This window comes from Pseudomonas sp. GW821-FHT09C09 (assembly GCF_059418105.1).
On the sequence record NZ_JBWKPF010000008.1, the window covers coordinates 333538 to 358595 of the forward strand.

The following is a 25058-nucleotide window of genomic DNA, read 5'->3' on the forward strand; positions in this document are numbered from 1 at the left end:
TGGAGTCAGTCATGCGTTACATCAGTACCCGCGGCCAGGCACCGGCCCTGAATTTCGAAGACGTCCTGCTGGCCGGTCTCGCCACCGACGGCGGTCTGTACGTTCCGGAAAACCTGCCACGTTTCACCCAGGAAGAAATCGCTTCCTGGGCCGGCCTGCCGTATCACGAGCTGGCATTTCGCGTCATGCGCCCGTTCGTTACCGGCAGCATTCCGGACGCCGATTTCAAAAAGATCCTCGAAGAAACCTACGGTGTGTTCGCCCACAACGCCGTTGCGCCACTGCGTCAGCTGAACGGCAACGAATGGGTCATGGAGCTGTTCCACGGCCCGACCCTGGCGTTCAAGGACTTCGCCCTGCAACTGCTCGGCCGTCTGCTCGACTACGTGCTGGAAAAGCGCGGCGAGCGCGTTGTCATCGTCGGCGCCACCTCCGGTGACACCGGTTCGGCCGCGATCGAAGGCTGCAAGCACTGCGAAAACGTCGACATTTTCATCCTGCACCCGCACAACCGTGTGTCCGAAGTGCAGCGTCGGCAGATGACCACCATTCTCGGCGAGAACATCCACAACATCGCTATCGAAGGCAACTTCGATGACTGCCAGGAAATGGTCAAGGCCAGCTTCGCCGACCAGAGCTTCCTCAAGGGCACGCGCCTGGTGGCGGTGAACTCGATCAACTGGGCGCGGATCATGGCCCAGATCGTTTATTACTTTCACGCAGCGCTGCAACTGGGTGGCCCGGCTCGCTCCGTGTCGTTCTCGGTACCGACCGGCAATTTCGGCGACATCTTCGCCGGTTACCTGGCGCGCAACATGGGCCTGCCGATCAATCAACTGATCGTCGCCACCAACCGCAACGACATCCTGCATCGCTTCATGAGCGGCAACCAGTACGTCAAGGAAACCCTGCACGCCACGCTGTCGCCGTCGATGGACATCATGGTTTCGTCGAACTTCGAACGCCTGCTGTTCGACCTGCACGGTCGCAACGGCTCGGCGATTGCCGGCCTGATGGACTCGTTCAAGCAGGGCGGCGGTTTCAGCGTCGAACAGGAACGCTGGACCGAAGCCCGCAAACTGTTCGACTCGCTGGCTGTGGACGATGCGCAAACCTGCGAAACCATCGCCGAAGTCTACGAACAGACAGGTGAAGTGCTGGATCCGCACACCGCCATCGGCGTGAAAGCCGCTCGCGAATGCCGTCGCAGCCTGGATATCCCGATGGTGATCCTGGGTACGGCACATCCGGTCAAGTTCCCGGACGCGGTGGAGAAAGCCGGTGTAGGAAAAGCTCTCGAACTGCCTGCACACCTTTCTGATTTGTTTGAGAGAGAAGAGCGCTGCACCGTTCTGGCAAACGAGCTGAAAGCCGTGCAAGCCTTTGTCAGCCAGCATGGCAATCGCGGCAAGCCGCTTTAAGCCCTGAAAGCTGTCACATTTTGAAGCCCGTCTCCTGACGGGCTTTCTTGTTTTTGCATGCCACACTGCGCGTGTTTCGCCCACGAAGGACGGGCGAGTCGATGACGAAGGATGTGGCAATGCGGTTTTATTCAAGATGGAAGCCGGCGTTGTGCTGGTTGTTTTTTTTGGGGCTGTCGGGGTTGCTGCAATTGGCGGACGCGGCCCATCTGACGATGCATTCAGGAGAGGCAGAGTTGAACATCCAGCCCATTGAGCTGGACGCGCAAGAGCAACAGTGGATTCGTGAAAACCCCAGGGTGACAGTCGCCTCGGTGCAGTATCCCTTGTATCTGTTTCAGGATGAGCACGGTCAGTGGAGCGGCTTGAACAACGATGTGCTCAAGCACATCAGCGCCATGACCGGTTTGCAGTTCGTGCATCAGGAGTCGTTCTCCACCAACCACATGCTGGAGCAGCTCGAAAGTGGCGTCGCCGACATCAGTACCACGCTGGCGATGAACGAGGAGCGCAGGCAGTTTCTCGATTTCAGCCATGCCTTCGGGGGAGCGGGGTGGGTGTTCGTCGGGCGGGCGGGTTTGCCGGCGGTGCAGTCGCTTGAAGAGCTGGATAAACGGGTTCTGGTGCTGCCGGCCAGGCATGCGCTGGAGGACAGTATCCGACGCGACCATCCGCTGATCGAGATACGTTCGGTCAAGACTTACGCCGAGGCCAAGGCGCTGGTGGAGAGTGGCGAGGCATACGCCACCATTGAAAACGAGATTGGTGCGCAGTTGTTTCCATCGGGCCTGCTCAAGGTCGGAGGTCTGGTGGAGGGCAAGTGGGAGGCGGATCATCTGGCGGTGCGCAAGGGCTTGCCTGAGTTGCTGAGTATTCTCAACAAAGCCCTTGGGGCCTTTTCGGCAGCCGAATTGCGTGCAATGCGCCTGAAATGGCTGGATGGCATTTCCCCTGCTCCAGCGCCCTCGCTCGGGACGCTGGTGATCAAGTGGGGATGCTGGGGCATGGGCGTGCTCGGGGTGTTCGGCCTGTTTTCGCTGCTGTGGAGCCGCCGGCTCGCTGTCGAGATAAAGCAGCGACGTGAGGTGGAGAAAAACCTGGGTGATCAACTGGCGTTTCAGCATGCGTTGATCGATGCCATGCCGGACCCGGTGTTCGTGCGTGACCTGCAGGGGCGCCTGATCATGTGCAATCGCAGTTATGAAGAGGCACTCGGCGTGCGTCTTGAAAAGGTGCAGGGGCGGACGCTGTGTGAGCTCGACGTGCTTCCGCAAGCCACGGCGTTGATGCTTCATGATGAGTTCATGGTGCAACTGCGCACCCGCAAGACGCGCTTCAGCAGGCGACAGCTGATGTTCAAGGGCGGTTCTCGGCAGGTCTATCAGTGGACGGTTCCTTTTTACGGTGCTGATGGGGCGCTACGCGGCTTGCTGGGGGGCTGGACAGACATCATTCAGAGGCAGACCGATAGCGGGTGTCGATGTCTGCGTTGAAGATCGGAAATGTCCTATAAAACCTGGCTACTTTTCTGATGGGAGGCTTAGGACGACTGCCCTAGAGTGACAATCCACTGCGGCGAGAAACCGCGATTGTCGTGCAAGAGGTCGTCCAATGCGCTCGCTCAAAATCCTGCTTCTCGAACCCGACCCGTTTCAGTTGATGGCGTTGCACCAGATGCTCAACGCCATTGGAATCTACGACGTGTTGACCGCGCCTTCGCTGGGAGCGGCAAAGCGCTCGCTGGATCGTCGGGGGCCTGTCGATATCGCCATTTGCAATCCGCAGCTCAAAAGTGGTGAGGGGCTGGCACTGATCAACCATCTGGTTGCCCGACGGGATGCTCAAGCGTTGATCCTGCTGGGGGTGGTGGCTCCCAGCGTACTGGCCGACCTGGAATCTTTATTGGAGGAGAGCGGGGTACAGCTCCTGGGCCGACTGTACACGCCGGTTTCGGCGGTGCTGATGCGCAATCTGCTCGATCACTATCTGTCGTCGCCCCGACGTTCGGTCTGCGCCTGAAGCCATCGGTTATTTTTCTGTCATCTTCTCCATGCATGCTCCGACAGGTCGGTGACGCTCCCGCAGAGGCCGCCGATATGCAGAACTTTCTTCTCGGGCCGGTGGTCATTTACTGTGGACACGCCCCAGGCACTGTGTTTTCGGACTATTGAGTGGAGATCGAGATGGAAAGTATCAGTCTATTGCTCGGTGAGGCTCTGAGCCCGTATCAGGTAACGCTGACCCCTCGCGGTCTGCAGGGCGAATGCCTGGTGACACTGAAGAACGGCAGTGGCGCCATTGTGGTGGAACGCGAATTCAATCGGGCGCAGTTGAGTGACAAGCGCCAGCTGACGGATGTGGTCGATGGCTTGCATCGCGACATCCTGATCGCCGAAGGCCGGCTGGAACCCTGTGTGATCGCTGCATTGCGCAATGTTGCCCGCGACAAGCGCCCGCTGCTCTGAAACTGATGGGACTTTTGTGGGAACCTTCCTGCATCCAGGTCAGTCAGACCCCATAACAGCAGGATCAAGCATTGTGCTCCGGTGCTTGTCGCTTGCTGCTACGGGTCTTTGATACAGACCACGTTTAACCCCGAGTCGTCTCCCCACTTCTCGGGGTTTCTTTTTGCCCGGCATCTACTGCGCGGCCTGCTGCTGGAAGAAAATCCGTGCCTGCTCCAGGTAGTCCGGGCGCATTTCAGGGTCGAGCCATTCGGCGTATAGCTGGTTCAGGTGTTCGTGGGGCAGGGTGCGCAGCAGTTGATCGATTTCGCGGATCGCCTGTCGACCCTGGGTGGTATCGGTGCAGCCGACATGACTCGAGATGTACTTGTCCGCACCGTGAACAGGGAAGAACTCCAGCTCGTCTTCAGCGATCTGAACCTGACGCGCCTGGTAGCGGATTTCCGGCCAGTAGCCCAGCACCGCTTGCAGCCGACCCAGTCGCTGCATCGAGAGCAGGCTGCTGAGAGCATCATTGCCATAGTGCGGCGTCAGCGATCCACTTGGTGCGCGGCGCAGCAGATTGTCGACGTATTCGCCATAACTTCGCTCGGCCACCACCCCGACTTTTCTCTCGCCGTTGGCCAGATACGCCGACAGATCGACTTGCTCCTCGACCAGAAAAGGTTCCAGCATTTCGCGATCTTTGCGACGAACCACCAGACCATTACTGACTGCGCGGAAAGCAGGGATGGAGAACGCAATCCATTGCGCTCGTTCCCTGTTCCAGAGCAGCGACGGATCGCAGGCAAACGGGTGTTCATGGAGCATCTGGAGGCCCCGGGCGCGGTTGACCCGCATCAAGGTGTGTTCGTATTGCGGCATGCCGGCTATCAGCATCGGCATCAGTTGATCGATGACGCCCTGGCCCTTTTTCGGGCCTTCGAGAATGGTCAGCGGCGGCAGGTCGCGCAACAGCCAGATCAGCGTTGGCTTGGCCTGCGCCCAGGCTGGCAATACCAGCAGAAAAAGCAGGCCGAACAGCCGCCACGTCCACCAGTGGTGGGCGCGGTTGGAGGCTGAGGCCGGTCGGCGCTTCAGCTCAGATGGCTCCGTCTTCGCGCAGCCGGGCGATCTGCTTCTCGTCGTAGCCAAGATCGTGGAGTACCTGCGCATTGTGTTCACCGAGCTGCGGTCCGACCCATTCGGACGTGCCGGGTGTCTCAGAGAGTTTCGGCACGATGCCCGGCATCTTGAAAGGTTTGCCGTCCGGCAGTTTGGCGTGCAGGAACATTTCCCGGGCCAGGTACTGCGGATCATTGAACATGTCTTCGGCGCTGAAGATCCGGCTGGCCGGGACTTCGGCCTGGTTCAACAGGTCCAGCACGGTTTGCAGCGGCAGCGAATTGACCCAGCGATCGATCACGCCGTACAACTCGTCACGGCGGGTGTCGCGCCCGTCATTGCTGGCCAGCGCCGGGTCATTGGCCAGATCGTCGCGACCGATGATCAGCATGAAACGCTTGAAGATCGCATCGCCGTTGGCACCGATCTGTACGTGTTTTCCATCGGCGCTGGTGTGGATCGACGAAGGCGTGATGCCTGGCATGATGTTGCCGGTGCGCTCACGAATGAATCCGAAAACGTCGAACTCCGGCACCATGCTTTCCATCATGGCGAAGATCGCTTCGTACAACGCCACATCGACCACCTGGCCGAGGCCGCCGTTGACCTCGCGATGACGCAGAGCCATCAACGCGCCGATCACACCCCACAAGGCCGCAATCGAATCGCCGATGGAAATCCCGGTGCGCACCGGCGGGCGGTCCTCGAAGCCAGTGATATAGCGCAGGCCGCCCATGGATTCGCCGACCGCGCCGAAACCTGGCTGATCCTTCATCGGCCCGGTCTGGCCGAAGCCCGAGAGGCGCACCATCACCAGTTTCGGGTTCAGTGCGTGCAGGGTTTCCCAGCTCAGGCCGAGTTTTTCCAGCACACCGGGGCGGAAGTTCTCGATCAGGATGTCGGCTTCGCCCAGCAGTTTTTTCAGGATCGCCAGGCCGTCGGGGTGTTTCAGGTTCAGCGTCAGGGACTTTTTGTTGCGCGCCTGGACGAACCACCACAACGAAGTACCTTCATACAGCTTGCGCCACTTGCGCAGCGGATCACCGCCGTCCGGCGATTCGATCTTGATCACTTCGGCACCGAACTCGCCGCAAATGCGCGAGGCAAACGGCCCGGCAATCAAGGTACCCAATTCAATGACTTTCAGACCGCTGAGCGGTTTGTTGGCGAACGGCATGCGAAATCCTGTAGGACAAGGCTGAGCAGATACAGCGTTTTAACATAGCCGGCTGTCAGTCGCGCAAGGTTGATCGCCATCAATTCGTGGATTGCCTACAGCATCGGTTAGACTTGCCGACTTTCCTCGTATCAAGAAGCCCGTTCATGGCCCAGCCGTCCACTACCTACAAATTCGAACTGAACCTCACCGATCTAGACCGCAGCGTCTACGAGAACGTGAAGCAGACCATCGCCCGTCACCCTTCGGAAACCGAAGAACGCATGACCGTACGCCTGTTGGCCTACGCGCTCTGGTACAACGAGCAGCTGTCGTTCGGTCGTGGTCTGTCGGACGTCGATGAACCTGCGTTGTGGGAAAAGAGCCTGGATGACCGCGTCCTGCACTGGATCGAAGTCGGCCAGCCGGACGCTGATCGCCTGACGTGGTGCTCCCGTCGCACCGAGCGCACCAGCCTGCTGGCCTACGGCAGCCTGCGCGTCTGGGAAGGCAAGGTGATCCCGGCGATCAAAAACCTGAAGAACGTCAATATTGCTGCTGTCCCGCAGGAGGTGCTGGAAACACTGGCCCAGGACATGCCCCGCGTCATCAAGTGGGACGTGATGATCAGTGAAGGCACGATCTTCGTCACCGACGATCGTGGCCAGCACGAAGTCCAGCTCACTTGGCTGCAAGGCGAGCGCGGTTAAGTCCGCGTTACTCCCAAAAAATCCCACGTATTCAAGAGAAGCTTCTGTCACCCCATGCGTATCGATCCTCGCCCGTTGCCCGCCACTCTGCCGTTTCTCGGTGAACTGCCACCCCTGCTGACCCGTTTGTACGCGGCGCGGGGCGTGCAGTCCGAGGCGGAGCTGGACAAGAGCCTGGCGCGGCTGATCCCGTTCCAGCAGCTCAAAGGGATCGATGCGGCGGTAGACCTGCTGGTGACGGCACTGGAGCAGCGTCAGCGGATCCTGATCGTCGGTGACTTCGACGCCGACGGTGCGACGGCCAGCACCGTGGGCGTGCTTGGCTTGCGCCTGCTGGGCGCGGCGCACGTCGATTATCTGGTGCCGAACCGCTTCGAATACGGCTACGGCCTGACCCCGGAAATCGTCGAAGTCGCGATGACCCGCGAGCCGCAACTGTTGATCACCGTCGACAACGGTATTTCCAGCGTTGAAGGTGTAGCGGCCGCGAAGCGTCACGGTTTGAAGGTCTTGATCACCGACCACCACTTGCCCGGCGATGAACTGCCGCAGGCCGATGCGCTGGTGAATCCGAACCAGCCCGGCTGCGAGTTCCCGAGCAAGGCACTGGCCGGGGTCGGGGTGATTTTCTACGTATTGATGGCCTTGCGCGCGCGCCTGCGCGGCCTTGGCTGGTACGAAAGCAAGCCACAGCCGAACATTGGCGAACTGCTGGATCTGGTGGCGCTGGGCAGCGTTGCCGACGTAGTGCCGCTGGATGCCAACAACCGGATTTTGGTGCATCAGGGTCTGGAGCGGATTCGCGCCGGGCGTGCACGGCCAGGGATCAAGGCGATCCTGGAAGTGGCCAAGCGCGAAGCTTCGCGCATCACGTCGACCGACCTCGGTTTCATCGTCGGTCCGCGCTTGAACGCGGCGGGGCGTCTGGATGACATGAGCCTCGGGATCGAGTGCCTGCTGACCCACGACGCTGCGCTGGCACGGGAAATGGCCGCGCAACTGGACGGCATGAACCAGGACCGCAAATCCATCGAGCAGGGCATGCAGCGCGAAGCGCTGGCCCAGCTCAAGGATTTGCCGGTCGAGTCGATGCCGTTCGGGTTGTGCCTGTTCGATCCGGAATGGCACCAGGGTGTGATCGGTATTCTGGCGTCGCGGATGAAGGAGCGGTATTTCCGCCCGACCATCGCGTTCGCCGATGCTGGTGACGGTCTGCTCAAGGGCTCGGGGCGTTCGGTGCAGGGGTTTCATATTCGCGATGCGCTGAGCGTGGTTGCGGCGCAACATCCGGATCTGATTGCCAAGTACGGCGGCCACGCGATGGCCGCTGGCCTGACCTTGCCGCAGGAGAATTTTCCGTTGTTCGCCGAGGCCTTCGACGCCGAGGTGCGTAGGCAACTTCGCGAAGAAGACCTGACCGGGCGCCTGCTGTCGGATGGCACGCTGGCGGTCGAGGAATTTCATCTGGAACTGGCCCGCGCCCTGCGTCACGCCGGGCCGTGGGGCCAGCATTTCCCGGAGCCGCTGTTTCACGGCGTGTTCCAGTTGGTCGAGCAGCGAGTGGTCGGCGAGCGGCACCTGAAAGTGGTGCTGAAAACCGAATGTGGTTCGGTGAAGCTCGATGGCATCGCGTTCGGCATCGATCGCGATATCTGGCCGAACCCGACGATCAAATGGGTCGAACTGGCCTACAAGCTCGATCTCAACGAGTTTCGTGGCAATGAAACCGTGCAATTGATGATTGCGCACATCGAACCGCGCTGACCCTTTCGCGAGCTTGCTCCGGGCGGCGTTCCGACGAAAGCGGACTTACACACACACAGAATCACTCTGAACCCTCCCTCATCCCCGGATGTCGACTAGGCTCTAAGCACTGCTTGATTGGCCTTGTGACGTCTTGTCGAATTTTTTGCCCGCGGGGGCGGGTGCTGCACCTTTTTCCTGTCACTCGTCGACTTTTCAAACAGAACCCTGGAGCCTGCCCACTGATTTGAGAGGTGCCCCATGAGTCTGCTGCTTGAACCCTTTACCCTTCGCCAACTGACCCTGTCCAACCGCATCGCCGTGTCGCCCATGTGCCAGTACTCGAGTGTCGATGGCCTGGCCAACGACTGGCATCTGGTGCACCTCGGCAGCCGGGCCGTGGGGGGCGCGGGCCTGGTGTTTACCGAAGCCACGGCGATCACGGCTGACGGGCGGATCACCGCCGAAGACCTGGGCCTGTGGAACGACGAACAGATCGCACCGCTGCAACGCATTACCCGTTTCATCAACGCGCAGGGCGCTGTGGCCGGCATTCAACTGGCCCACGCCGGACGTAAGGCCAGCACTCATCGGCCGTGGATCGGCAAGCACGGCAGCGTCAAACCGGATGACGGCGGCTGGACCCCGGTCGGGCCTTCGCCGATTGCTTTTGATCCGCAACACACCCAACCCAAGCAACTTGATGAGGGGCAGATCGCCCAGGTCATTCAGGACTTCGTGTCAGCAGCCAAACGCGCGCTTACCGCCGGTTTCAGTGTGGTCGAGGTGCATGCGGCGCATGGTTATCTGCTGCACCAGTTTCTGTCGCCATTGAGCAATCAGCGGCGCGACCAGTACGGCGGCTCGTTCGAAAACCGCATTCGTCTGGTGCTGCAAGTGACCGAGGCGGTACGTGCCGTGTGGCCGGAAGAACTGCCGGTGTTTGTGCGCCTGTCGGCGACCGACTGGGTCGAGGACGGCTGGAACCCCGATGAAACCGTGGAGCTGGCGCGACGCCTGAAAACCCTCGGCGCGGATCTCATCGACGTGTCGTCTGGCGGTACCGCAGCGAACGCGGAAATTCCGGTGGGACCGGGTTATCAGACGCGCTTCGCCGAACGGGTGCGCAAGGAGTCAGGCATTGCCACCGGCACCGTGGGAATGATTACCGAGCCTGCGCAAGCCGAGCACATCCTGCGGACGTGTCAGGCCGACGTCATCTTCCTCGCCCGTGAACTGCTGCGTGATCCGTACTGGCCATTACATGCCGACGATGATCTGGGCGGACGCAAAGCGGTGTGGCCGGCGCAATATCAACGTGCGACTCATCGGGATCAGCCGATTCACGAGTCTGATCTGCGGGATTGATTCCGACCCGCCGCAAAGCCTATAAAACCCGCCGTAGAACCGGCGGGTTTTTTCTTGTCTGCCGTCCGGAATCGCAAGGGAATGGACCGCAATGTTGATCGAACGAGCACTGACTGAATCCGACTTGCCACTGCTGGCGCTGATCGATCGCAGTGAGTTGGTCGAGGAATGTTATCGCGTGGAAAACGCTGAGCTGATTCTGTATCCGGCGCGTTTCGACATGCGCGGCTGGCCCGAAGGGGAAGCGGAGGATAATGCACGGGTGTTGGAAAAGTGCTGGCGCAGCGGCGGTTGGCTACACGGGATTTTCAATGGCGAGGCACTGGTGGCGGCGGTGGTTGTGGATAACCGGGTTATTCACAATCAGGGCCTGAAGATGCGGCAGTTGAAGTTCCTGCACATCAGCCGTGCCTGGCGCGGGCAGGGATTGGGCGGGCGATTGTTTGCCCTGGCTTGCGAGCATGGTCGGGAGGTCGGTGCCGAGGCGTTGTACGTCTCGGCGACCGAATCACGCAATACCGTGGAGTTCTACCAGCGCCAGGGTTGCCGGTTATTGAAGCAACCGGATCCCGAGCTGTTTGATCTGGAACCCCACGATATCCACTTGTACTGCCCGTTGGCCTGATGGCTCAACGCATCAAGGATACTTGCGCTTGTCCGGCGCCGGCGGGAAGTACTGGTACAACCAGGTCTCGCTCAGTGTGCGGTCGTTGGTGCGGATGAACAGACGCAGCTCCACGGGATCGACGCTGTCGTTGGTCGGGTACCAGTCGAACAGGATCCGGTAGCCCTTGATGTCATCCAGCACCAGCACGCTGAAGTCCTGTACCTTGCCGTTGGAGCAAGTGACCACCGGTTCGATCCCGGTGCCCTGGGGCAGGCGATCCAGACCGCCACCGGTGAAGTCCACGGCAAAACGACGGGCCCAGACTGGCGGGTAATGTTCACCCGGTGCCCAGCCTTCGACGAATCCACCCATGCCCGAACGGGTCGCATGCACCCGCGCCAGCGGCGTGCCGACCGGCGGCAGGGCGCTCCAGTAGAGCTTGTAGCCGTAGTTCAGCGAATCGCCGGCAGCCACCGGTTTCTTTGGCGTCCAGAACGCGACGATGTTGTCGAGGGTTTCACCGGTTGTAGGAATTTCCAGCAGATCGATAGAGCCTTCGCCCCACGCAGTCGTAGGTTCTACCCACAGGCTCGGCCGCTTGCTGTACCAGTCGACGGTGTCCTGATAATTGGCGAACTCATGGTCGGTCTGCACCAGACCGAAACCTTTCGGATCGGTGTCGGCGAAGGCGTTGAATTGCAGGGTCGCCGGGTTGTTCAACGGACGGCAGATCCACTCGCCGTTGCCACGCCACATGGCCAGACGATCCGAGTCGTGGATTTGCGGATGGATGGTGTCGCACATCCGGCGCTCATGAGTGCCGCAGCTGAACATGCTGGTCATCGGCGCGATGCCCAGTTGCTCGATGGCGGTACGGGCGTTGACGTGTGCGTCGACTTCCATCACCACGCGCTCCGCCTGGCAGTCGATGTCGAAGCGATAGGCGCCGGTCGCGCTCGGCGAGTCGAGCAGGGCGTAGACCACAAAGCGAGTCGCGTTCTGATCCGGGGTTTCGAACCAGAACTTGGTGAAGTCGGGAAATTCTTCGCGTTTCTTGGCGTAGGTGTCGACGGCCAGGCCACGGGCGGAGAGGCCATATTGGCCAGTGGCATCCACCGCGCGGAAGTAGCTGGCGCCGAGGAACGACACCACGTCATGGCGATCCAGCTCCGGTGCCTTGAACAGCTTGAAGCCGGCAAAACCCAGGTCGCCCTTTAGCTGCTGGGTGTCGACCGAGGTGTTTTCATAGTTGAACAGTTGAGGGCGGAAATGCACCTCGCGGGCTGTGCGGGTCTTCGGATCGACGCTGTACATGCGCACCGGCTGGCGGAAACCCATGCCGACGTGGAAGAACTGCACATCCAACTGACCCTTGTTCTCCTTCCACAGCGAATGCTCGCCGTCGTAGCGGATCGCGTTGAAGTTCTGCGGAGTCATGGTCGCCAGGGTCGGTGGCAGCACCTGTTTGGTGTCCTGATACGTGCTACCGGCCAGTTGCTTGGCCTGGCGCTTCAGCGTTTCGAAGTCGAAGGCCTGGGCTTCACCGTCGGCGGCACCGCCAGAGGCGGCCCAGGCGCGGGAGGCCAGCAGGCCGGTGGCCGAAAGACCGGTATAAGCCGCAATGGCCATGGACGCTTTGAGCAAATTCCTGCGGTGCATAGATACAACCTGTCGTGGACAATCCCGCGCCGTTCCTGGCACGTACTGGATCAGAAATTACGGTTCGGACAAGCCTTCGGCCAAACGCTACGGACTAGTAACAGATGCGCGCTAGCTTAATCCGTTCGCTGATTTTGCAAAATTCATTGATTACACGGCGACAGCGTCTCAATGAAACAAGACGTTACGGTTACTTATCCCACAGCCTTTTCTGATTTACAGGGCATATCTGCTTTTTTCGACTAATTACTCTAAAAACAGCTTTTCAGCGCCGATTTAATTTCTATTCTATGGGCATGGCCGGTCACGACTCACCCGACCGGCAGGGCTCAAATCGCTGCTTGAGGGAGCAGGGAGATGCGGTTTTGGAAAAATTCTGACGTACTGGAAAAGGACAACGTCCATGGCAAAAGGACAAGGCATCACCGAAATGTTGGGCATCTTTCCCTGCCTCACCAACGTCCGGCGAAGACGCCGGCTCAGTCCTGATGAACTGAAACTGGTGGAGCGTTACCGCGAGTTGTCGGAAAGCGACCGGATTGCGATGCGGTATCTGGTGGATGCGATGAGGAGTGTTTCGCGGTTTTGAAGCAGGAGGTTCACCGTGAAAGCCATTTGGCTTTCACGGTGGCCAGATCAATCAACTTACCCGCGTCAGCATCGGCGATGCCGACATGGATTGCGTGCAGATGCTCGGCAACAGCACATTGTTTGACGAGTTTTTGCAGGTAGTCTTCAGCAAAACTCTCGTCGCTCGGGATGATTTCGAGAATGGGCGGTAGTGCGGGGATGGCGTTGCGCATCAGTTAGGGACTCGGTCCGAAATTGGTGGAGGTAGATCGTGAGCATTGAAGGGGCGGGCTCTGGAGTCCGCCCCTTTTTCATTGGGCCAAGTGAGGCCGTCAGCTACATGTCCCCGATATCTGATATGGCTGCTGACCGAGCACCAATTCCGGCATATCACGCCATTTCACCCAAGCCTGTTGTTGCCAGTGCAACAGCGGCACGGTGACTCCGGCCCAATGCACCGAGCTCAGGCTCGGGTAGTTTTCCACTGTTGCTGAGCTGGTTTCCCGCAGGATGGGAATCACCTCATTGCTCAGCCATTGCCGCAGGTTGCGGTTTTCCGGGATGAAATGGTGGATGAGCAGCGCGTACATGCCGGATTCGCTGACCATTGGCGTCTCGATAACTTTGCCGTACTTGCGCAGCCGGACGGTACGGCGTTGGTCGGGGTCGAGTTTCAGGGTGACGCGTGGGTTCAAGGGATGGCCCATCATGCGGCCCAGATCTTGAGCGCAGAACCAGGCTTGGTGATCGAGAAGGAGAGCGTGGAGGAAGCGGTTGTGGCGGGTGAATACGGTGGGAATGAAGTAAGGATGATCTTTAGAGGGATTTTGAGTTTGATTGGGCATTCGTCGACTCCAATATTGAGAATAGAGCCGCCACTCGAATGAGTGCGGTTGCGCCATTTTGACTTTGTTCCGGCTTCGACACCGGGCTGCTGACTTCGCTGCCGAAAAGAAGCGTATCGGTCAGGTGCTTATGGTGCCAAGCCCGGTTAATCGACGCTTGTTGTAGGAATCGAAGATCTTTCTCGAAGGTAGCGTCTGTAGGAAATGCCTGTTTTTGTATGGCCGCCAGCCAGACTGCACCTGAAGCGTGATTTTTCCTTTATTTATCTGAATCTCAGGCATCCCCCGAATGCTCGGCCCTTGGTCACTGGGCCCAAAGGATTTTTGTGAATAATGGAGAATTCAATGAAGGTGTCCCTCAAACAGATCAACGGCCCATGGGATCAGGGATGGGTGCTGGACAAGCACATGGTAAGTAGTACCTTTCTCGGCAACGATGATCGCGGACACCCATGTTTCGATAATCAGCGCACAGAGATTGGTGAGGCGACCTACCAGCTCAAATACCAGAAGGATTGGACTCAGGTCGGCCCACTGGCCCAAGCGGTAGCGAAAAATGTGTTCCCTATGTTGGATCAAGTAGGATTTGTGCTGCCCATGCCTGCTTCAAATATCCGTCAGAGACAACCGGTAACTGAGGTCGCTCTGGAGTTGGGGCGAATTGTCGGGCGGCCGGTTTTCTCGGATTTGCTTCGAAAGGCGACTACGGGAAAGTCACTCAAGGATCTGCACTCCAAAGCAGAAAAGGTTGCTGCGATTGGAAACAGTTTCAGCGTCCATGACGAAATTACGACAGAGGGATGCTGGAATGTTTTGGTCGTAGATGATTTGTTTGACAGCGGAGCGTCAATGGACGCGGCTTGTGCTGTCTTGCGTGAATATCCGAAGGTGGGGAAGATCTACGTAGCGGCGCTAACCTGGAAGTGAATTCAATGACGACTGTATTTATTGCTGGCTCTATCAATATCAAGAACCTTGATCCGAAGGTTAAGGAGCGTATCAATAATATCGTTGCGTCTGAATTCGAGGTGGTCGTTGGTGATGCGGGCGGCGCCGATACCTCCATTCAGGAATATCTGCTGAGTCTCGAACGATCCAGAACCACTGTGTTCTGTAGCGGTCCAGCGCCGCGGAACAACCTCGGACAGTGGCCCGCCAGAACGGTGGACTCCAAGCACTCCAAAGGATCAAGGGCCTTCTTCACTGAGAAAGACTTGGTGATGGCCGAAGCCGCTGACTACGGCTTGATGATATGGGATGCGAAGAGCACCGGTACGCTCAGCAACGTCATAGAACTGCTGTCGAGAAAGAAGAAGTCCCTTGTCTTCGTCAACAAGGAGAAGGAATTCAAAGTGGTGGGAGACGTCAATCAGCTCGAAGAGTTGATTGCATTCATGTCTGACCACGCCAAGCAAAAAGCCAACGAAAAAATCAAATTGTTCGATCGTATTTCCTCGCTGAAATACGATCAGTCCGAACTTTTGTTTTGATGTTTTGCGCCGGCTTTCTTGAACCCCGGCACTCTATAGGTGCCGGGGCCAAAATCTTTTAGCGACTCACCTTCCAGGCATCCCCAGCCGGTGCCTTCCCATGGTCATACGGCTTGCCAATCCACATGTAAACCAACCCCAGACCAATCACGATCACCGTACTCAGCACCATCGCGTAGTTGATGTACCACGCCGCATCCGGCGTGCGGGGCCAGGCCATGTTGATGATTGCGCCGACGCCGTAGACCAGCGCGCCGATGTTCACCGGCCAGCCCCAGGCCCCGAGGGTGAATTTGCCGCTCGGTTTCCAGCCTTTGCTGCGGGCGTACAGGGCGGCGAGGACGATCATCTGGAACGCGAGGTAGATGCCGATGGCGGCGAAGCTGACGATGGTGGCCACGGCGTCTTGCAGGAAGAAGCCGAGGGCGATGATCAGGCCGGGCAGGACGCCGGACACGAACAGCGCAGCAACCGGCACCTGGGTTGTAGGAGAAATCTTTTTCAGCAGTCGGCTGCCGATGACCATTTCATCTCGTGCGTAGGAATACAGCAGACGACTTGCCGCCGCTTGCAGGCTGATGACGCAGGAGATGAAGGAAATCATCACCACGCCCATCACCACTTTCGAGCCTATCGGGCCGAAGGCGTTGTTGAGGATGGTGGTGACCGGGTCCTTGTCGGTGCCGTTGATCACCGCTTGCATGTCCGGCACGGCGAGGATCAGCGCCAGGCACGCAAACATCGCCGCGATGCCGCCGATGTAGATGGTCATGCGCATGGCCACCGGGATTTTCTTGCTCGGATTCGGGGTCTCTTCGGCCACATCGCCGCAGGCCTCGAAGCCGTAGTAGAGGAACATCCCCGCCAGCGACGCGGTGAGGAATGCCGGCAGGTAGGAACCGTCGACGCTGATGTCGAAAGTGTTGAACAGCACGCTGATCGGCTGGTGACGCTCGAAAATCAGCAGGTACACGCCGACGATCACTGCGCCCACCAGTTCGCAAAGGAAGCCGAACATGGCGATCCGCGCCAGCACTTTGGTGCCGCTGAGGTTCACCAGGGTGGCGAACAGCGTCAGCACCAGGGCGATGACGATGTTGGTGTTGTTGCTCGGCTCAAAACCCAGCATGGCCGCGAGGTACGGGCCGGCGCCGACCGCCACGGCGGCGATGGTTACGCACAGGGCGATGGAATAAATCCAGCCGACCATCCATGCCCATTTCTTGCCCACCAGGCGCCGCGCCCAAGGATAGACGCCGCCGGAAATCGGGAACTGCGACACCACTTCACCGAAGATCAGGCACACCAGCAGTTGCCCGCAGCCCACCAGCAAATAGGCCCAGAACATCGGTGGCCCGCCGGCGGCCAGGCACAGGCCGAACAGGGTATAAACCCCTACGACCGGTGAAAGATAAGTGAAGCCCAGCGCGAAGTTTTCCCACAGGCTCATGCTGCGGTTGAAATTGGAGGTGTAGCCCAGTTGGCGCAGTTGTTCGGCATCGCTGTCGGCAACGGCGGCTGAGAGATCGGGTGATGCACTCATGTGTGTTTGCTCCGTGAAATCGGCAGATTTCGGATGGCCGAAGCCGTGGCGGGGCTTGGTGAGCGCCGCCCGGATCGGTAGTTATTGTTTTGAATGCCTGGTGATGCGGATGACCGGTTTCTGCCTTGAAGCCGGGAAATGCCTTTAGTGTTTGAACATCACATGCCGAACCGTGGTGTAGTCCTCCAGTCCGTACATGGACATGTCCTTGCCGTAGCCGGACAGTTTCTGACCGCCATGAGGCATTTCGCTGACAAGCATGAAGTGCGTATTCACCCAGGTGCAGCCGTACTGCAACCGTGCGGACAGGCGATGGGCGCGTCCTACATCCGCCGTCCATACCGAGGACGCCAGACCGTAGTCCGAATCGTTGGCCCACTCCAGCGCCTGGGCTTCATCAGTGAACTTGGTCACCGACACCACCGGCCCGAACACTTCGCGACGGACGATTTCGTCGTCCTGCTGGGCATCGGCAAGAACGGTCGGCTCGAAGAAGAAACCGTTGCCTTCGACAGCCTTGCCGCCGGTGATCAAGCGGATGTGCGATTGCGCCACGGCGCGTTCGACAAACCCGGCCACGCGGTCGCGATGCTGGGCGGTGATCAGCGGCCCGAGCTCGGTCGACGGATCATCCTGCAAGCCGTACTTGATGCTGCTCACCGCTGCGCCGAGTTTCTCGACAAACTTGTCGTAGATGCCTTGCTGCGCGTAAATCCGGCACGCGGCAGTGCAGTCCTGGCCGGCGTTGTAGAAGCCGAAGGTGCGAATGCCTTCGACCGCCGCGTCGATATCAGCGTCGTCGAAGATGATCACTGGGGCCTTGCCGCCCAGTTCCATGTGCATGCGTTTGACGCTGTCGGCGGTGCTGGAAATGATGTTCGAACCGGTGGCAATGGAGCCCGTCAGCGACACCATTCGCACTTTCGGATGGGTCACCAGCGGACTGCCCACGCTCGGCCCACGACCGAACACCAGATTGAGTACGCCGGCCGGGAAAATTTCCGACGCCAGTTCGGCCAGACGCAGTGCGGTCAGCGGGGTTTGTTCCGACGGCTTGAGCACTACGGTATTACCGGCGGCGAGGGCCGGGGCGATTTTCCAGGCGACCATCATCAGCGGGTAGTTCCACGGCGCGATGGAGGCGATCACGCCGACCGGGTCGCGGCGGATCATCGAGGTGTGGCCGGGCAGGTATTCGCCGCCGGCCGAACCGCTCATGCAACGGCTGGCGCCGGCGAAGAAACGGAACACGTCGGCAATCGCCGGAATTTCGTCGTTCAGCGCGGCGGTGTAGGGTTTGCCGCAGTTGTCCGATTCCAGTTTTGCCAGCTCTTCGCCGTGGGCTTCGATGGCGTCGGCGAGTTTGAGCAGCAACAGCGAACGGTCTTTCGGCGTGGTCTGCGACCATTCGGCGAAGGCACTGTCGGCGGCGCGCACCGCGGCATCGACCTGGGCTTCGGTGGCTTCGTTGATTTCCACCAGCACTTCGCCGCGCGCCGGGTTGAGCACCGGTTGCGCCGGGCCTTCGCCGTTGACCAGGTGGCCGTTGATCAAGAGTTTGGTTTGCATGTTGTTGTCCTCTTTCTACTGCAAATTCAGGGTGGGAAAGGTCATGGAATTCATTTGCCGCCGCTGCCCGCGACGCTCTCGCCACCCCGGGTCAGGTAGTAGGCGCCGAGGATCGGCAGCATGGTCACCAGCATCACGAGCATCGCCACGACGTTGGTCACTGGCACGTCCCGTGGGCGGCTCAACTGGTTGAGCAACCACAGCGGCAAGGTGCGTTCGTGGCCGGCGGTGAAAGTGGTGACGATGATTTCGTCGAACGACAGCGCAAACGCGAGCATGCCGCCGGCGAGCAGGGCCGAGCCGAGGTTCGGCAGGATGATGTAGCGGAAGGTCTGCCAGCCGTCGGCGCCAAGATCCATCGATGCCTCGATCAGGCTGTGGGAGGTACGGCGCAAACGGGCGATGACGTTGTTGTAGACGATCACCACGCAGAAGGTCGCGTGGCCGACGATGATGGTGAACATCCCCGGCTCGATTCCCAGCGTCTTGAAGGTCGCCAGCAGCGCGATCCCGGTGATGATCCCCGGCAGTGCAATCGGCAGGATCAGCATCAGTGAAATGCCCTGTTTGCCGAAGAAATCCCGGCGATACAACGCAGCGGAAGCGAGGGTGCCGAGCACCATCGCGATCAGCGTGGCGATGCTCGCAATCTGCAACGACAGCTTGATCGCTTCCAGCACGTCCGGCCGGGAAAACGCCACGCTGAACCAGTGCAGGGTGAAGCCTTTCGGTGGAAAGCTGAACGCCGCGTCTTCGGTGTTGAAGGCGTAGAGGAAGATGATCAGGATCGGGAAGTGCAGGAACACCAGCCCGCCCCAGGCTGCGATTTTCAGGCCTAAAGAGGCTTTCTCAGAGTGCATCGAAGGCCCCCAGTCGTTTGACGATGGACAGGTAAATGGCGATCAGCACGATCGGCACCAGCGTGAACGCCGCAGCCATCGGCATGTTGCCGATCGCGCCTTGCTGCGCGTAGACCATGCTGCCGACGAAGTAGCCCGGCGGCCCCACCAGTTGCGGCACGATGAAGTCGCCCAACGTCAGCGAGAACGTGAAGATCGAACCGGCCGCGATGCCCGGCACCGACAGCGGCAGAATCACCTGCATGAAGGTCTGGCGCGGCTTGGCCCCGAGGTCGGCGGAGGCTTGCAGCAACGACGGCGGCAGGCGCTCCAGCGAGGCCTGGATCGGCAGGATCATGAACGGTAGCCAGATGTAGACGAACACCATGAACCGCCCCAGATGCGAGGTCGACAAGGTGCTGCCGCCGACCCCGGGAATCCCCAGAATGAACTGCAGAACCGGCTCCAGTCCCAGGTGCTGCACGAACCACTGCGCCACGCCGCCCTTGGCCAGCAGCAGCGTCCAGGCGTAGGCCTTGACGATGTAACTGGCCCACATCGGCATCATCACCGCGATGTAGAAAAACGCCTTGGTCTTGCCGGTGGTGTAACGCGCCATGTAGTAGGCAATCGGGAACGCGACGATGGCGCTGGCGATCGACACCACGACGGCCATGCTCAGGGTGCGCAGGATGATGTCGAAGTTCGACGGCTGAAACAGCGCGGCGAAATTGGCCAGGGTCAGGTCCGGCGTCACCGCCATGGTGAAGTCGTCGAAGGTGTAGAAACCTTGCCACAACAGTACCAATAGCGAGCCCAGATAGATCGCGCCGAACCACAGCAGCGGCGGCACCAGCAGCATCGACAGATACAGATTCGGCTTGCGATACAGCAGGTTGGAAAACCTGCGCAACGGCGCCGATTGAGGGAGGGCGAGGGCGGTCATGTCACACCCCGCTCGCAACGGTGTCGTGCAGCGGAATCATCGCTTCCCGCGCCCAGCGTGCACTGATGCGCTGACCGGTCTGGTGCTGCGCGCTGCTGTCGATCCATTGATTGTTGGCCTGGCTGATGCTCAGGGTCTGGCCATTTTCCAAGGTCAGTTCATAGCGCGTGGCGCTGCCCTGGTACTGGATGTCGTGGAGCAGGCCGCTGACTTCGATTTCATGGCTGGCCAACGGGCCTTCGGCGAAACGCACGTGTTCCGGGCGGATCGAAAACGGCTGCGGATGGCCGCTGAGCTGGCGCGCCAGATCACCGCGAATCACGTTCGAAGTGCCAACGAATTCGGCGACGAAGGTAGTGGTGGGTTTCATGTACAAATTGCGCGGGGTGTCGACCTGCTCGATGCGGCCTTTGTTGAACACGGCCACGCGATCGGACATCGACAGCGCTTCGGTCTGGTCGTGGGTAACGAAGATGAAGGTGATGCCGAGCTGGCGTTGCAGCTTCTTCAGTTCGCTCTGCATCTGTTCGCGCAGCTTCAGATCGAGAGCGCCCAACGGCTCATCGAGCAACAGCACTCGCGGGCGATTGACCAGCGCGCGGGCGAGGGCGACGCGCTGGCGCTGACCGCCAGACAACTGCACCGGTTTGCGTGCGCCATAGCCGCCGAGGGCGACCATGTCCAAGGCTTCTTCGGCGCGCTTGTGACGTTCATTCTTGTTCACGCCTTTGACTTTCAAACCGTAGGCGACGTTGTCCAGCACGTTCATGTGCGGGAACAACGCGTAATCCTGGAACACAGTGTTGACGTCGCGCTGATAGGGCGGCAGACCGGCGGCTTCGGCGCCGTGAATGCGGATCGAGCCCGCGCTCGGTTGTTCGAACCCGGCGATCAGGCGCAGGCACGTGGTCTTGCCTGAACCGGAAGGGCCGAGCATGGAAAAGAACTCGCCGTCCTGGATATCGATGGAAACCCGGTCAACGGCCTTCACCTCGCCGAACTGCCGGGAAACGTTGGTGAACTGGACTGCAAGCGTCATGGTGCGGTGCTCCAAAAAGGCGAAGGCCGTCGCAGCGGCCCTGCCTGGACTTCTGAAAAACGAATAACGGTTATCTGTTGCCAGATGAGATCGCGGTATTGGCGGGGATCTGTTGTGGGAGCGAGCTTGCTCGCGAAGACGGTGGGTCAGTCTCCTGCAATGTTGGATGTGATGCCCACTTCGCGAGCAAGCTCGCTCCCACAGGAAAGATCGATTACCTTCCGCCCATAATCGCAATGTAGTCCTGCGTCCAACGGCTGTACGGCACAAACTTCCCACCCTCGGCCTGCGGGGTTTTCCAGAAGGCGATCTTGTCGAACTGATCAAACCCGTTGGTCTTGCAGCCTTCAGCACCGAGCAACTCACTGCCCTGGCACGCCGCCGGAACCGCCGGCAACGAACCGAACCACGCTGCCACATCACCCTGGACCTTCGGTTGCAGCGACCAGTCCATCCACTTGTACGCGCAGTTCGGATGTTTGGCCTCGGCGTGCAGCATGGTGGTGTCGGCCCAACCGGTGGCGCCTTCTTTCGGCACGGTCGAAGCGATCGGTTGCTTGTCGTTGATCAAGCCGTTGACCTGATACGGCCAGGCGCTGGACGCAACTACACCTTCGTTCTTGAAGTCGCTCATCTGCACGGTGGTGTCGTGCCAGTAGCGGTGGATCAGCTTCTGCTGGGCGCGCAACAGTTCCAGCACAGCCTTGTACTGATCCTCGGTGAGTTGGTACGGATCCTTGATCCCCAGCTCAGGCTTGGTGGATTTCAAATAGAGCGCCGCGTCGGCGATGTAGATCGGGCCGTCGTAGGCCTGCACGCGACCCTTGTTCGGCTTGCCGTCGGGCAGGTTCTGTTCCTCGAACACCACGTTCCAGCTGGTCGGGGCGGTCTTGAACACGTTGGTGTTGTACATCAACACGTTCGGGCCCCACTGGTACGGGGTGCCGTAGGTTTGTTTATTGACCACGTACCACGGCGCGTCTTTCAGGCGCGGGTCGAGGGATTTCCAGTTCGGGATCAACGCGGTGTTGATCGGTTGCACACGCTTGCCGACGATCAGCCGCAGCGAGGCATCGCCCGACGCGGTCACCAGGTCGTAACCGCCCTTGGCCATCAGGCTGACCATTTCGTCGGAGGTGGCGGCGGTTTTCACATTGACCTTGCAGCCCGTTTCCTTCTCGAAACCGGTCACCCAGTCGTAGGCCTTGTCGCTTTCACCGCGTTCGATGTAACCGGGCCAGGCGACGATATCCAGCTGACCTTCGCCGGCGCCGACGGCTTTCAGCGGCTCGGCGGCCTGCAGGCTGGCGCTGGCCAGCAGGGCCGTGGTGATTGCACTGAGCAGTGCGGTCTTGTGCACGAACATGGTGAACCCTCTTCTTTAAATTATGGTCGGGGCAGTTGTGAACGCGGTGGAGCATGCCGTCAGCGGCTTGTTATTAGCGTAGTCAGAGATGCTGGCCGTGGCGGGCCATGATGTGCCGCACCACGCTGTAGTCCTGCAGCGAATCGCTGGATAAGTCTTTGCCGTAACCGGAGCGTTTCAGCCCGCCGTGGGGCATTTCGCTGACCAGCATGAAATGGCTGTTGATCCAGGTGCAGCCGTATTGCAGACGTGCGGCGACCTGCATTGCTTTGTCGAGGTTCTGGGTCCATACCGACGAGGCGAGGCCGTACTCCGAGTCGTTGGCCCAGTCCACCGCTTGCGCCAGTTCGTCGAAGCGGGTCACGGTCACCACCGGGCCGAACACCTCGCGCTGGACGATTTCATCGCTCTGTTTGCAACCGGCCAGCAACGTTGGCTGATAGAAGAACCCGGCGCCGGAATGCACCGCCGCGCCGGTCACCCGCTCGATATGCGGCTGACCGAGGGCGCGCTCGACGAAACTGGCCACGCGGTCGCGCTGGCGGGTGCTGATGAGCGGGCCGATCTCGTTGTCGGCGTCGCGTTTACCGGCGAAGCGCAGGCTGCTGACCGCCGCGCCGAGTTCGGCGACCAATTTGTCGTGAATCCCGGCCTGGGCGTAGATCCGGCAAGCCGCCGTGCAATCCTGCCCGGCGTTGTAATAGCCATAAGTGCGAACGCCTTCGACCACGGCTTTGAGATCGGCGTCGTTGCAGACGATCACCGGGGCCTTGCCGCCGAGTTCGAGGTGCGTGCGTTTCAGGGTTTTGGCGGCGGCCTGGAGGATTTTCTGGCCGGTGACGATGTCGCCGGTCAGCGACACCATGCGCACTTTCGGGTGGCCGACCAGATGACTGCCGACGCCTTCGCCGCCACCGCAGACGATGTTGATCACCCCACGCGGCAGGATCTCGGCCAGTGCCGGAGCCAGCGCCAGGATCGACAGCGGCGTGTGTTCGGACGGCTTGAATACCAGCGTATTGCCGGCGGCAAGGGCCGGGGCGATCTTCCACGCGGCCATCATGATCGGGTAGTTCCACGGCGCAATCGAGGCGACTACGCCAATAGGATCGCGGCGCACCATGCTGGTGTAGCCCGGCACGTATTCGCCGCTGAGCTGGCCGGTCTGGCAGCGCACGGCGCCGGCGAAAAATCGAAACACATCGACCGTGGCGGTCAAGTCGTCCTGCCGCGCCAGATGCAGCGGCTTGCCGCAGTTCAGGGCTTCGAGGCGGGCAAGGTGATCGGCGTGTTTTTCGACGGCGTTGGCGATTTCAAGCAGGTAATTCGAGCGTTGTTGCGGGGTGGTACGCGACCACTCGGCAAAGGCGCGGTGGGCGGCGAGGATGGCGGCTTCGACTTGCTCGGTGCTGGCTTCGGCGATCTGGGTCAGGACTTCGCCGGTGGCCGGGTTGAGGATCGGTTCGACAAAACCCTGGCCGGCGACCAGTTCGCCGTCGATCAGCAACGCGGTATGCATGTGGGTCTGCGCGCCAGCCATTTTCCGGGATCTCTTTTCTTGTGTGGTCATTTTTGCTCCCGCAGATCCGGGAGCCGACCGTCTTATAGATGCAGCAAGACTAGTGCGCGGCTCCGGGGTCGACAAATTCTAAATACTGAAGGTGGCATTCGATTAAATAGATGGCTTGCGTCCGCCGTGCGGCTGTTCGCGGGCCACAGTCAGGAACGGATCGACCAGCGCGGGTCGCGCGGTGCCGCGACGCCAGGCCAGGCCGACGTCGAGGGTCTGGTTGAGGTCGGCAATCGGTCGGGCTTCGATGATGTCGCCTTCCAGCGACCATGGGCGGTAGGTCATGTCGGGCTGGATCGAAACGCCCAGACCCGCCGCCACCAGACTTCGCACGGCCTCGGTGGAAGCGGTTCTGAGGGTGATCTTCGGTTGCAATCCGGCGCCACGCCAAAGACGTTGGGCATTGCGATCCATCTCGTCGACGTTCAGTTGAATCAGCGGCTCCCGGGCGACATCGGCGAGGTTGATGCTGTCGTGCTCCAGCAGCGGATGCTGGGCCGGCAGCCACAAACGGTGCGGCGAGTGGGTCAGCACTTCGGTCTGCAAGGCGTGGCGGTCTTCGAGGTTGGAGAGGATCAGCACCCCGACATCGATCTCGCCGCTGACCAGCAGATGCTCGATGTACGGCCGTTCATCCTCCATCACCCGGATCTCGACGTTGGGATACGCACGCTGGAAGCGGGTGAGCAAATCCGCCAGGTAATAACCGGCCACCAGACTGGTCACGCCGACGATCAACTGCCCGGCGACCTGATCGGTGCTCTGTTGCAGGCTGCGTTTGGCGTTGTCCACGGTCGCCAGAATCAGGTGCGCCTGGCGCAGGAACTGGTGGCCTTGGTGGGTAAGGGTCATGCCTTTGGCGTGGCGGTTGAACAGGCTGACGCCGATTTCTTCCTCCAGTTGCTGGATGGCCAGGGTCAGGGTCGATTGGGAAATGAACGCGGTTTGCGCGGCGGCGGAGATCGAGCCGGTCTCGGCCACGGCTATGAAATGGCGGATCTGACGCAAGGTCATCATGGAAGGTTTACCCGGTGGGCGGTTTTTATAG

At 60.1% G+C, this 25058-nt stretch carries 24 protein-coding genes; 11 read left to right on the plus strand and 13 right to left on the minus strand.

The window, feature by feature from the left end; genetic code table 11:
* Positions 1-11 precede the first annotated feature (11 nt).
* The 4 genes from thrC (at position 12) to AC07NR_RS24520 (ending at position 3886) form a co-directional block, all read left to right on the plus strand.
* The gene (thrC, locus tag AC07NR_RS24505; protein ID WP_305836748.1) at positions 12-1421 is read left to right on the plus strand and encodes a threonine synthase; all 1410 of its coding nucleotides are present in this window, start codon (positions 12-14) and stop codon (positions 1419-1421) included.
* Positions 1422-1540: 119 nt separating this feature from the next.
* Entirely contained in the window at positions 1541-2914 is a 1374-nt protein-coding gene (locus tag AC07NR_RS24510; protein ID WP_495079676.1) for a transporter substrate-binding domain-containing protein, read from the plus strand.
* Positions 2915-3032: 118 nt separating this feature from the next.
* Entirely contained in the window at positions 3033-3440 is a 408-nt protein-coding gene (locus AC07NR_RS24515; protein WP_495079652.1) for a response regulator, read from the plus strand.
* Positions 3441-3604: 164 nt separating this feature from the next.
* Positions 3605-3886, plus strand: coding sequence for a DUF3509 domain-containing protein (locus AC07NR_RS24520; protein WP_119429023.1), 282 nt, complete (start codon positions 3605-3607; stop codon positions 3884-3886).
* A 174-nt stretch (positions 3887-4060) separates the two neighbouring features.
* Here AC07NR_RS24520 and AC07NR_RS24525 read toward each other — a convergent pair whose 3' ends face one another.
* Together AC07NR_RS24525 and AC07NR_RS24530 are read right to left on the minus strand one after the other, a co-directional pair.
* Positions 4061-5020 (minus strand): TIGR02285 family protein, encoded by a 960-nt coding sequence (locus AC07NR_RS24525; protein ID WP_495079653.1) that lies wholly within the window; start codon positions 5018-5020, stop codon positions 4061-4063.
* Entirely contained in the window at positions 4968-6167 is a 1200-nt protein-coding gene (locus tag AC07NR_RS24530) for a CaiB/BaiF CoA transferase family protein (RefSeq protein ID WP_495079654.1), read from the minus strand. The genes AC07NR_RS24525 and AC07NR_RS24530 overlap by 53 nt, the downstream gene beginning before the upstream one ends.
* A 146-nt stretch (positions 6168-6313) precedes the next feature.
* On the opposite strand from AC07NR_RS24530, the gene AC07NR_RS24535 reads away from it, so the two are divergent.
* The 4 genes from AC07NR_RS24535 to AC07NR_RS24550 all read left to right on the plus strand — a co-directional run bounded on the left by AC07NR_RS24535 (position 6314) and on the right by AC07NR_RS24550 (position 10592).
* Positions 6314-6856: a YaeQ family protein gene (locus AC07NR_RS24535; protein WP_007954646.1), complete on the plus strand. Its 543-nt coding sequence runs from the start codon at positions 6314-6316 to the stop codon at positions 6854-6856.
* Between the two features lie 54 nt (positions 6857-6910).
* Entirely contained in the window at positions 6911-8620 is a 1710-nt protein-coding gene (gene recJ, locus AC07NR_RS24540; protein WP_495079655.1) for a single-stranded-DNA-specific exonuclease RecJ, read from the plus strand.
* 240 nt (positions 8621-8860) lie between these two features.
* Positions 8861-9967, plus strand: coding sequence for an NADH:flavin oxidoreductase/NADH oxidase (locus tag AC07NR_RS24545; protein ID WP_495079656.1), 1107 nt, complete (start codon positions 8861-8863; stop codon positions 9965-9967).
* Between the two features lie 91 nt (positions 9968-10058).
* Positions 10059-10592, plus strand: coding sequence for a GNAT family N-acetyltransferase (locus AC07NR_RS24550; RefSeq protein ID WP_495079657.1), 534 nt, complete (start codon positions 10059-10061; stop codon positions 10590-10592).
* 12 nt (positions 10593-10604) lie between these two features.
* Here AC07NR_RS24550 and AC07NR_RS24555 read toward each other — a convergent pair whose 3' ends face one another.
* Positions 10605-12233 (minus strand): glucan biosynthesis protein D, encoded by a 1629-nt coding sequence (locus AC07NR_RS24555; RefSeq protein ID WP_495079658.1) that lies wholly within the window; start codon positions 12231-12233, stop codon positions 10605-10607.
* A 403-nt stretch (positions 12234-12636) separates the two neighbouring features.
* On the opposite strand from AC07NR_RS24555, the gene AC07NR_RS24560 reads away from it, so the two are divergent.
* The gene (locus AC07NR_RS24560) at positions 12637-12822 is read left to right on the plus strand and encodes a hypothetical protein (RefSeq protein ID WP_039769577.1); all 186 of its coding nucleotides are present in this window, start codon (positions 12637-12639) and stop codon (positions 12820-12822) included.
* Between the two features lie 10 nt (positions 12823-12832).
* Here the strand turns inward: AC07NR_RS24560 and AC07NR_RS24565 are convergent, their stop codons facing one another.
* The gene (locus tag AC07NR_RS24565; RefSeq protein WP_495079659.1) at positions 12833-13036 is read right to left on the minus strand and encodes a hypothetical protein; all 204 of its coding nucleotides are present in this window, start codon (positions 13034-13036) and stop codon (positions 12833-12835) included.
* A 99-nt stretch (positions 13037-13135) separates the two neighbouring features.
* Positions 13136-13648 carry a BRO-N domain-containing protein gene (locus AC07NR_RS24570; RefSeq protein ID WP_495079660.1) on the minus strand — a complete coding sequence of 171 codons (513 nt, stop codon included), beginning with the start codon at positions 13646-13648 and terminating at the stop codon, positions 13136-13138.
* A gap of 345 nt (positions 13649-13993) precedes the next feature.
* Between AC07NR_RS24570 and AC07NR_RS24575 the strand changes: the two genes are divergently transcribed.
* Together AC07NR_RS24575 and AC07NR_RS24580 are read left to right on the plus strand one after the other, a co-directional pair.
* Positions 13994-14575 (plus strand): ComF family protein, encoded by a 582-nt coding sequence (locus tag AC07NR_RS24575; RefSeq protein ID WP_495079661.1) that lies wholly within the window; start codon positions 13994-13996, stop codon positions 14573-14575.
* A 5-nt stretch (positions 14576-14580) separates the two neighbouring features.
* Positions 14581-15138 (plus strand): hypothetical protein, encoded by a 558-nt coding sequence (locus tag AC07NR_RS24580; protein WP_495079662.1) that lies wholly within the window; start codon positions 14581-14583, stop codon positions 15136-15138.
* Positions 15139-15196: 58 nt separating this feature from the next.
* Here AC07NR_RS24580 and AC07NR_RS24585 read toward each other — a convergent pair whose 3' ends face one another.
* From AC07NR_RS24585 to AC07NR_RS24620, 8 genes are all read right to left on the minus strand, one after another.
* Entirely contained in the window at positions 15197-16681 is a 1485-nt protein-coding gene (locus AC07NR_RS24585; RefSeq protein ID WP_085611445.1) for an APC family permease, read from the minus strand.
* 144 nt (positions 16682-16825) lie between these two features.
* Positions 16826-18250 carry a gamma-aminobutyraldehyde dehydrogenase gene (locus tag AC07NR_RS24590; RefSeq protein ID WP_495079663.1) on the minus strand — a complete coding sequence of 475 codons (1425 nt, stop codon included), beginning with the start codon at positions 18248-18250 and terminating at the stop codon, positions 16826-16828.
* Positions 18251-18300: 50 nt separating this feature from the next.
* A complete protein-coding gene (locus AC07NR_RS24595; RefSeq protein ID WP_273899727.1) occupies positions 18301-19110 on the minus strand; it encodes an ABC transporter permease in 810 nt (269 codons plus the stop codon).
* Complete coding sequence (locus AC07NR_RS24600) at positions 19100-20035, minus strand: ABC transporter permease (protein WP_007954664.1); 936 nt, start codon at positions 20033-20035, stop codon at positions 19100-19102. The genes AC07NR_RS24595 and AC07NR_RS24600 overlap by 11 nt, the downstream gene beginning before the upstream one ends.
* A gap of 1 nt (position 20036) precedes the next feature.
* Entirely contained in the window at positions 20037-21074 is a 1038-nt protein-coding gene (locus AC07NR_RS24605; RefSeq protein ID WP_085747034.1) for an ABC transporter ATP-binding protein, read from the minus strand.
* 214 nt (positions 21075-21288) lie between these two features.
* Entirely contained in the window at positions 21289-22440 is a 1152-nt protein-coding gene (ydcS, locus tag AC07NR_RS24610) for a putative ABC transporter substrate-binding protein YdcS (protein ID WP_114881536.1), read from the minus strand.
* A gap of 82 nt (positions 22441-22522) precedes the next feature.
* Positions 22523-24010: a gamma-aminobutyraldehyde dehydrogenase gene (locus AC07NR_RS24615; protein WP_495079664.1), complete on the minus strand. Its 1488-nt coding sequence runs from the start codon at positions 24008-24010 to the stop codon at positions 22523-22525.
* A 102-nt stretch (positions 24011-24112) separates the two neighbouring features.
* Entirely contained in the window at positions 24113-25027 is a 915-nt protein-coding gene (locus AC07NR_RS24620; RefSeq protein WP_007954670.1) for a LysR family transcriptional regulator, read from the minus strand.
* Positions 25028-25058 lie beyond the last annotated feature (31 nt).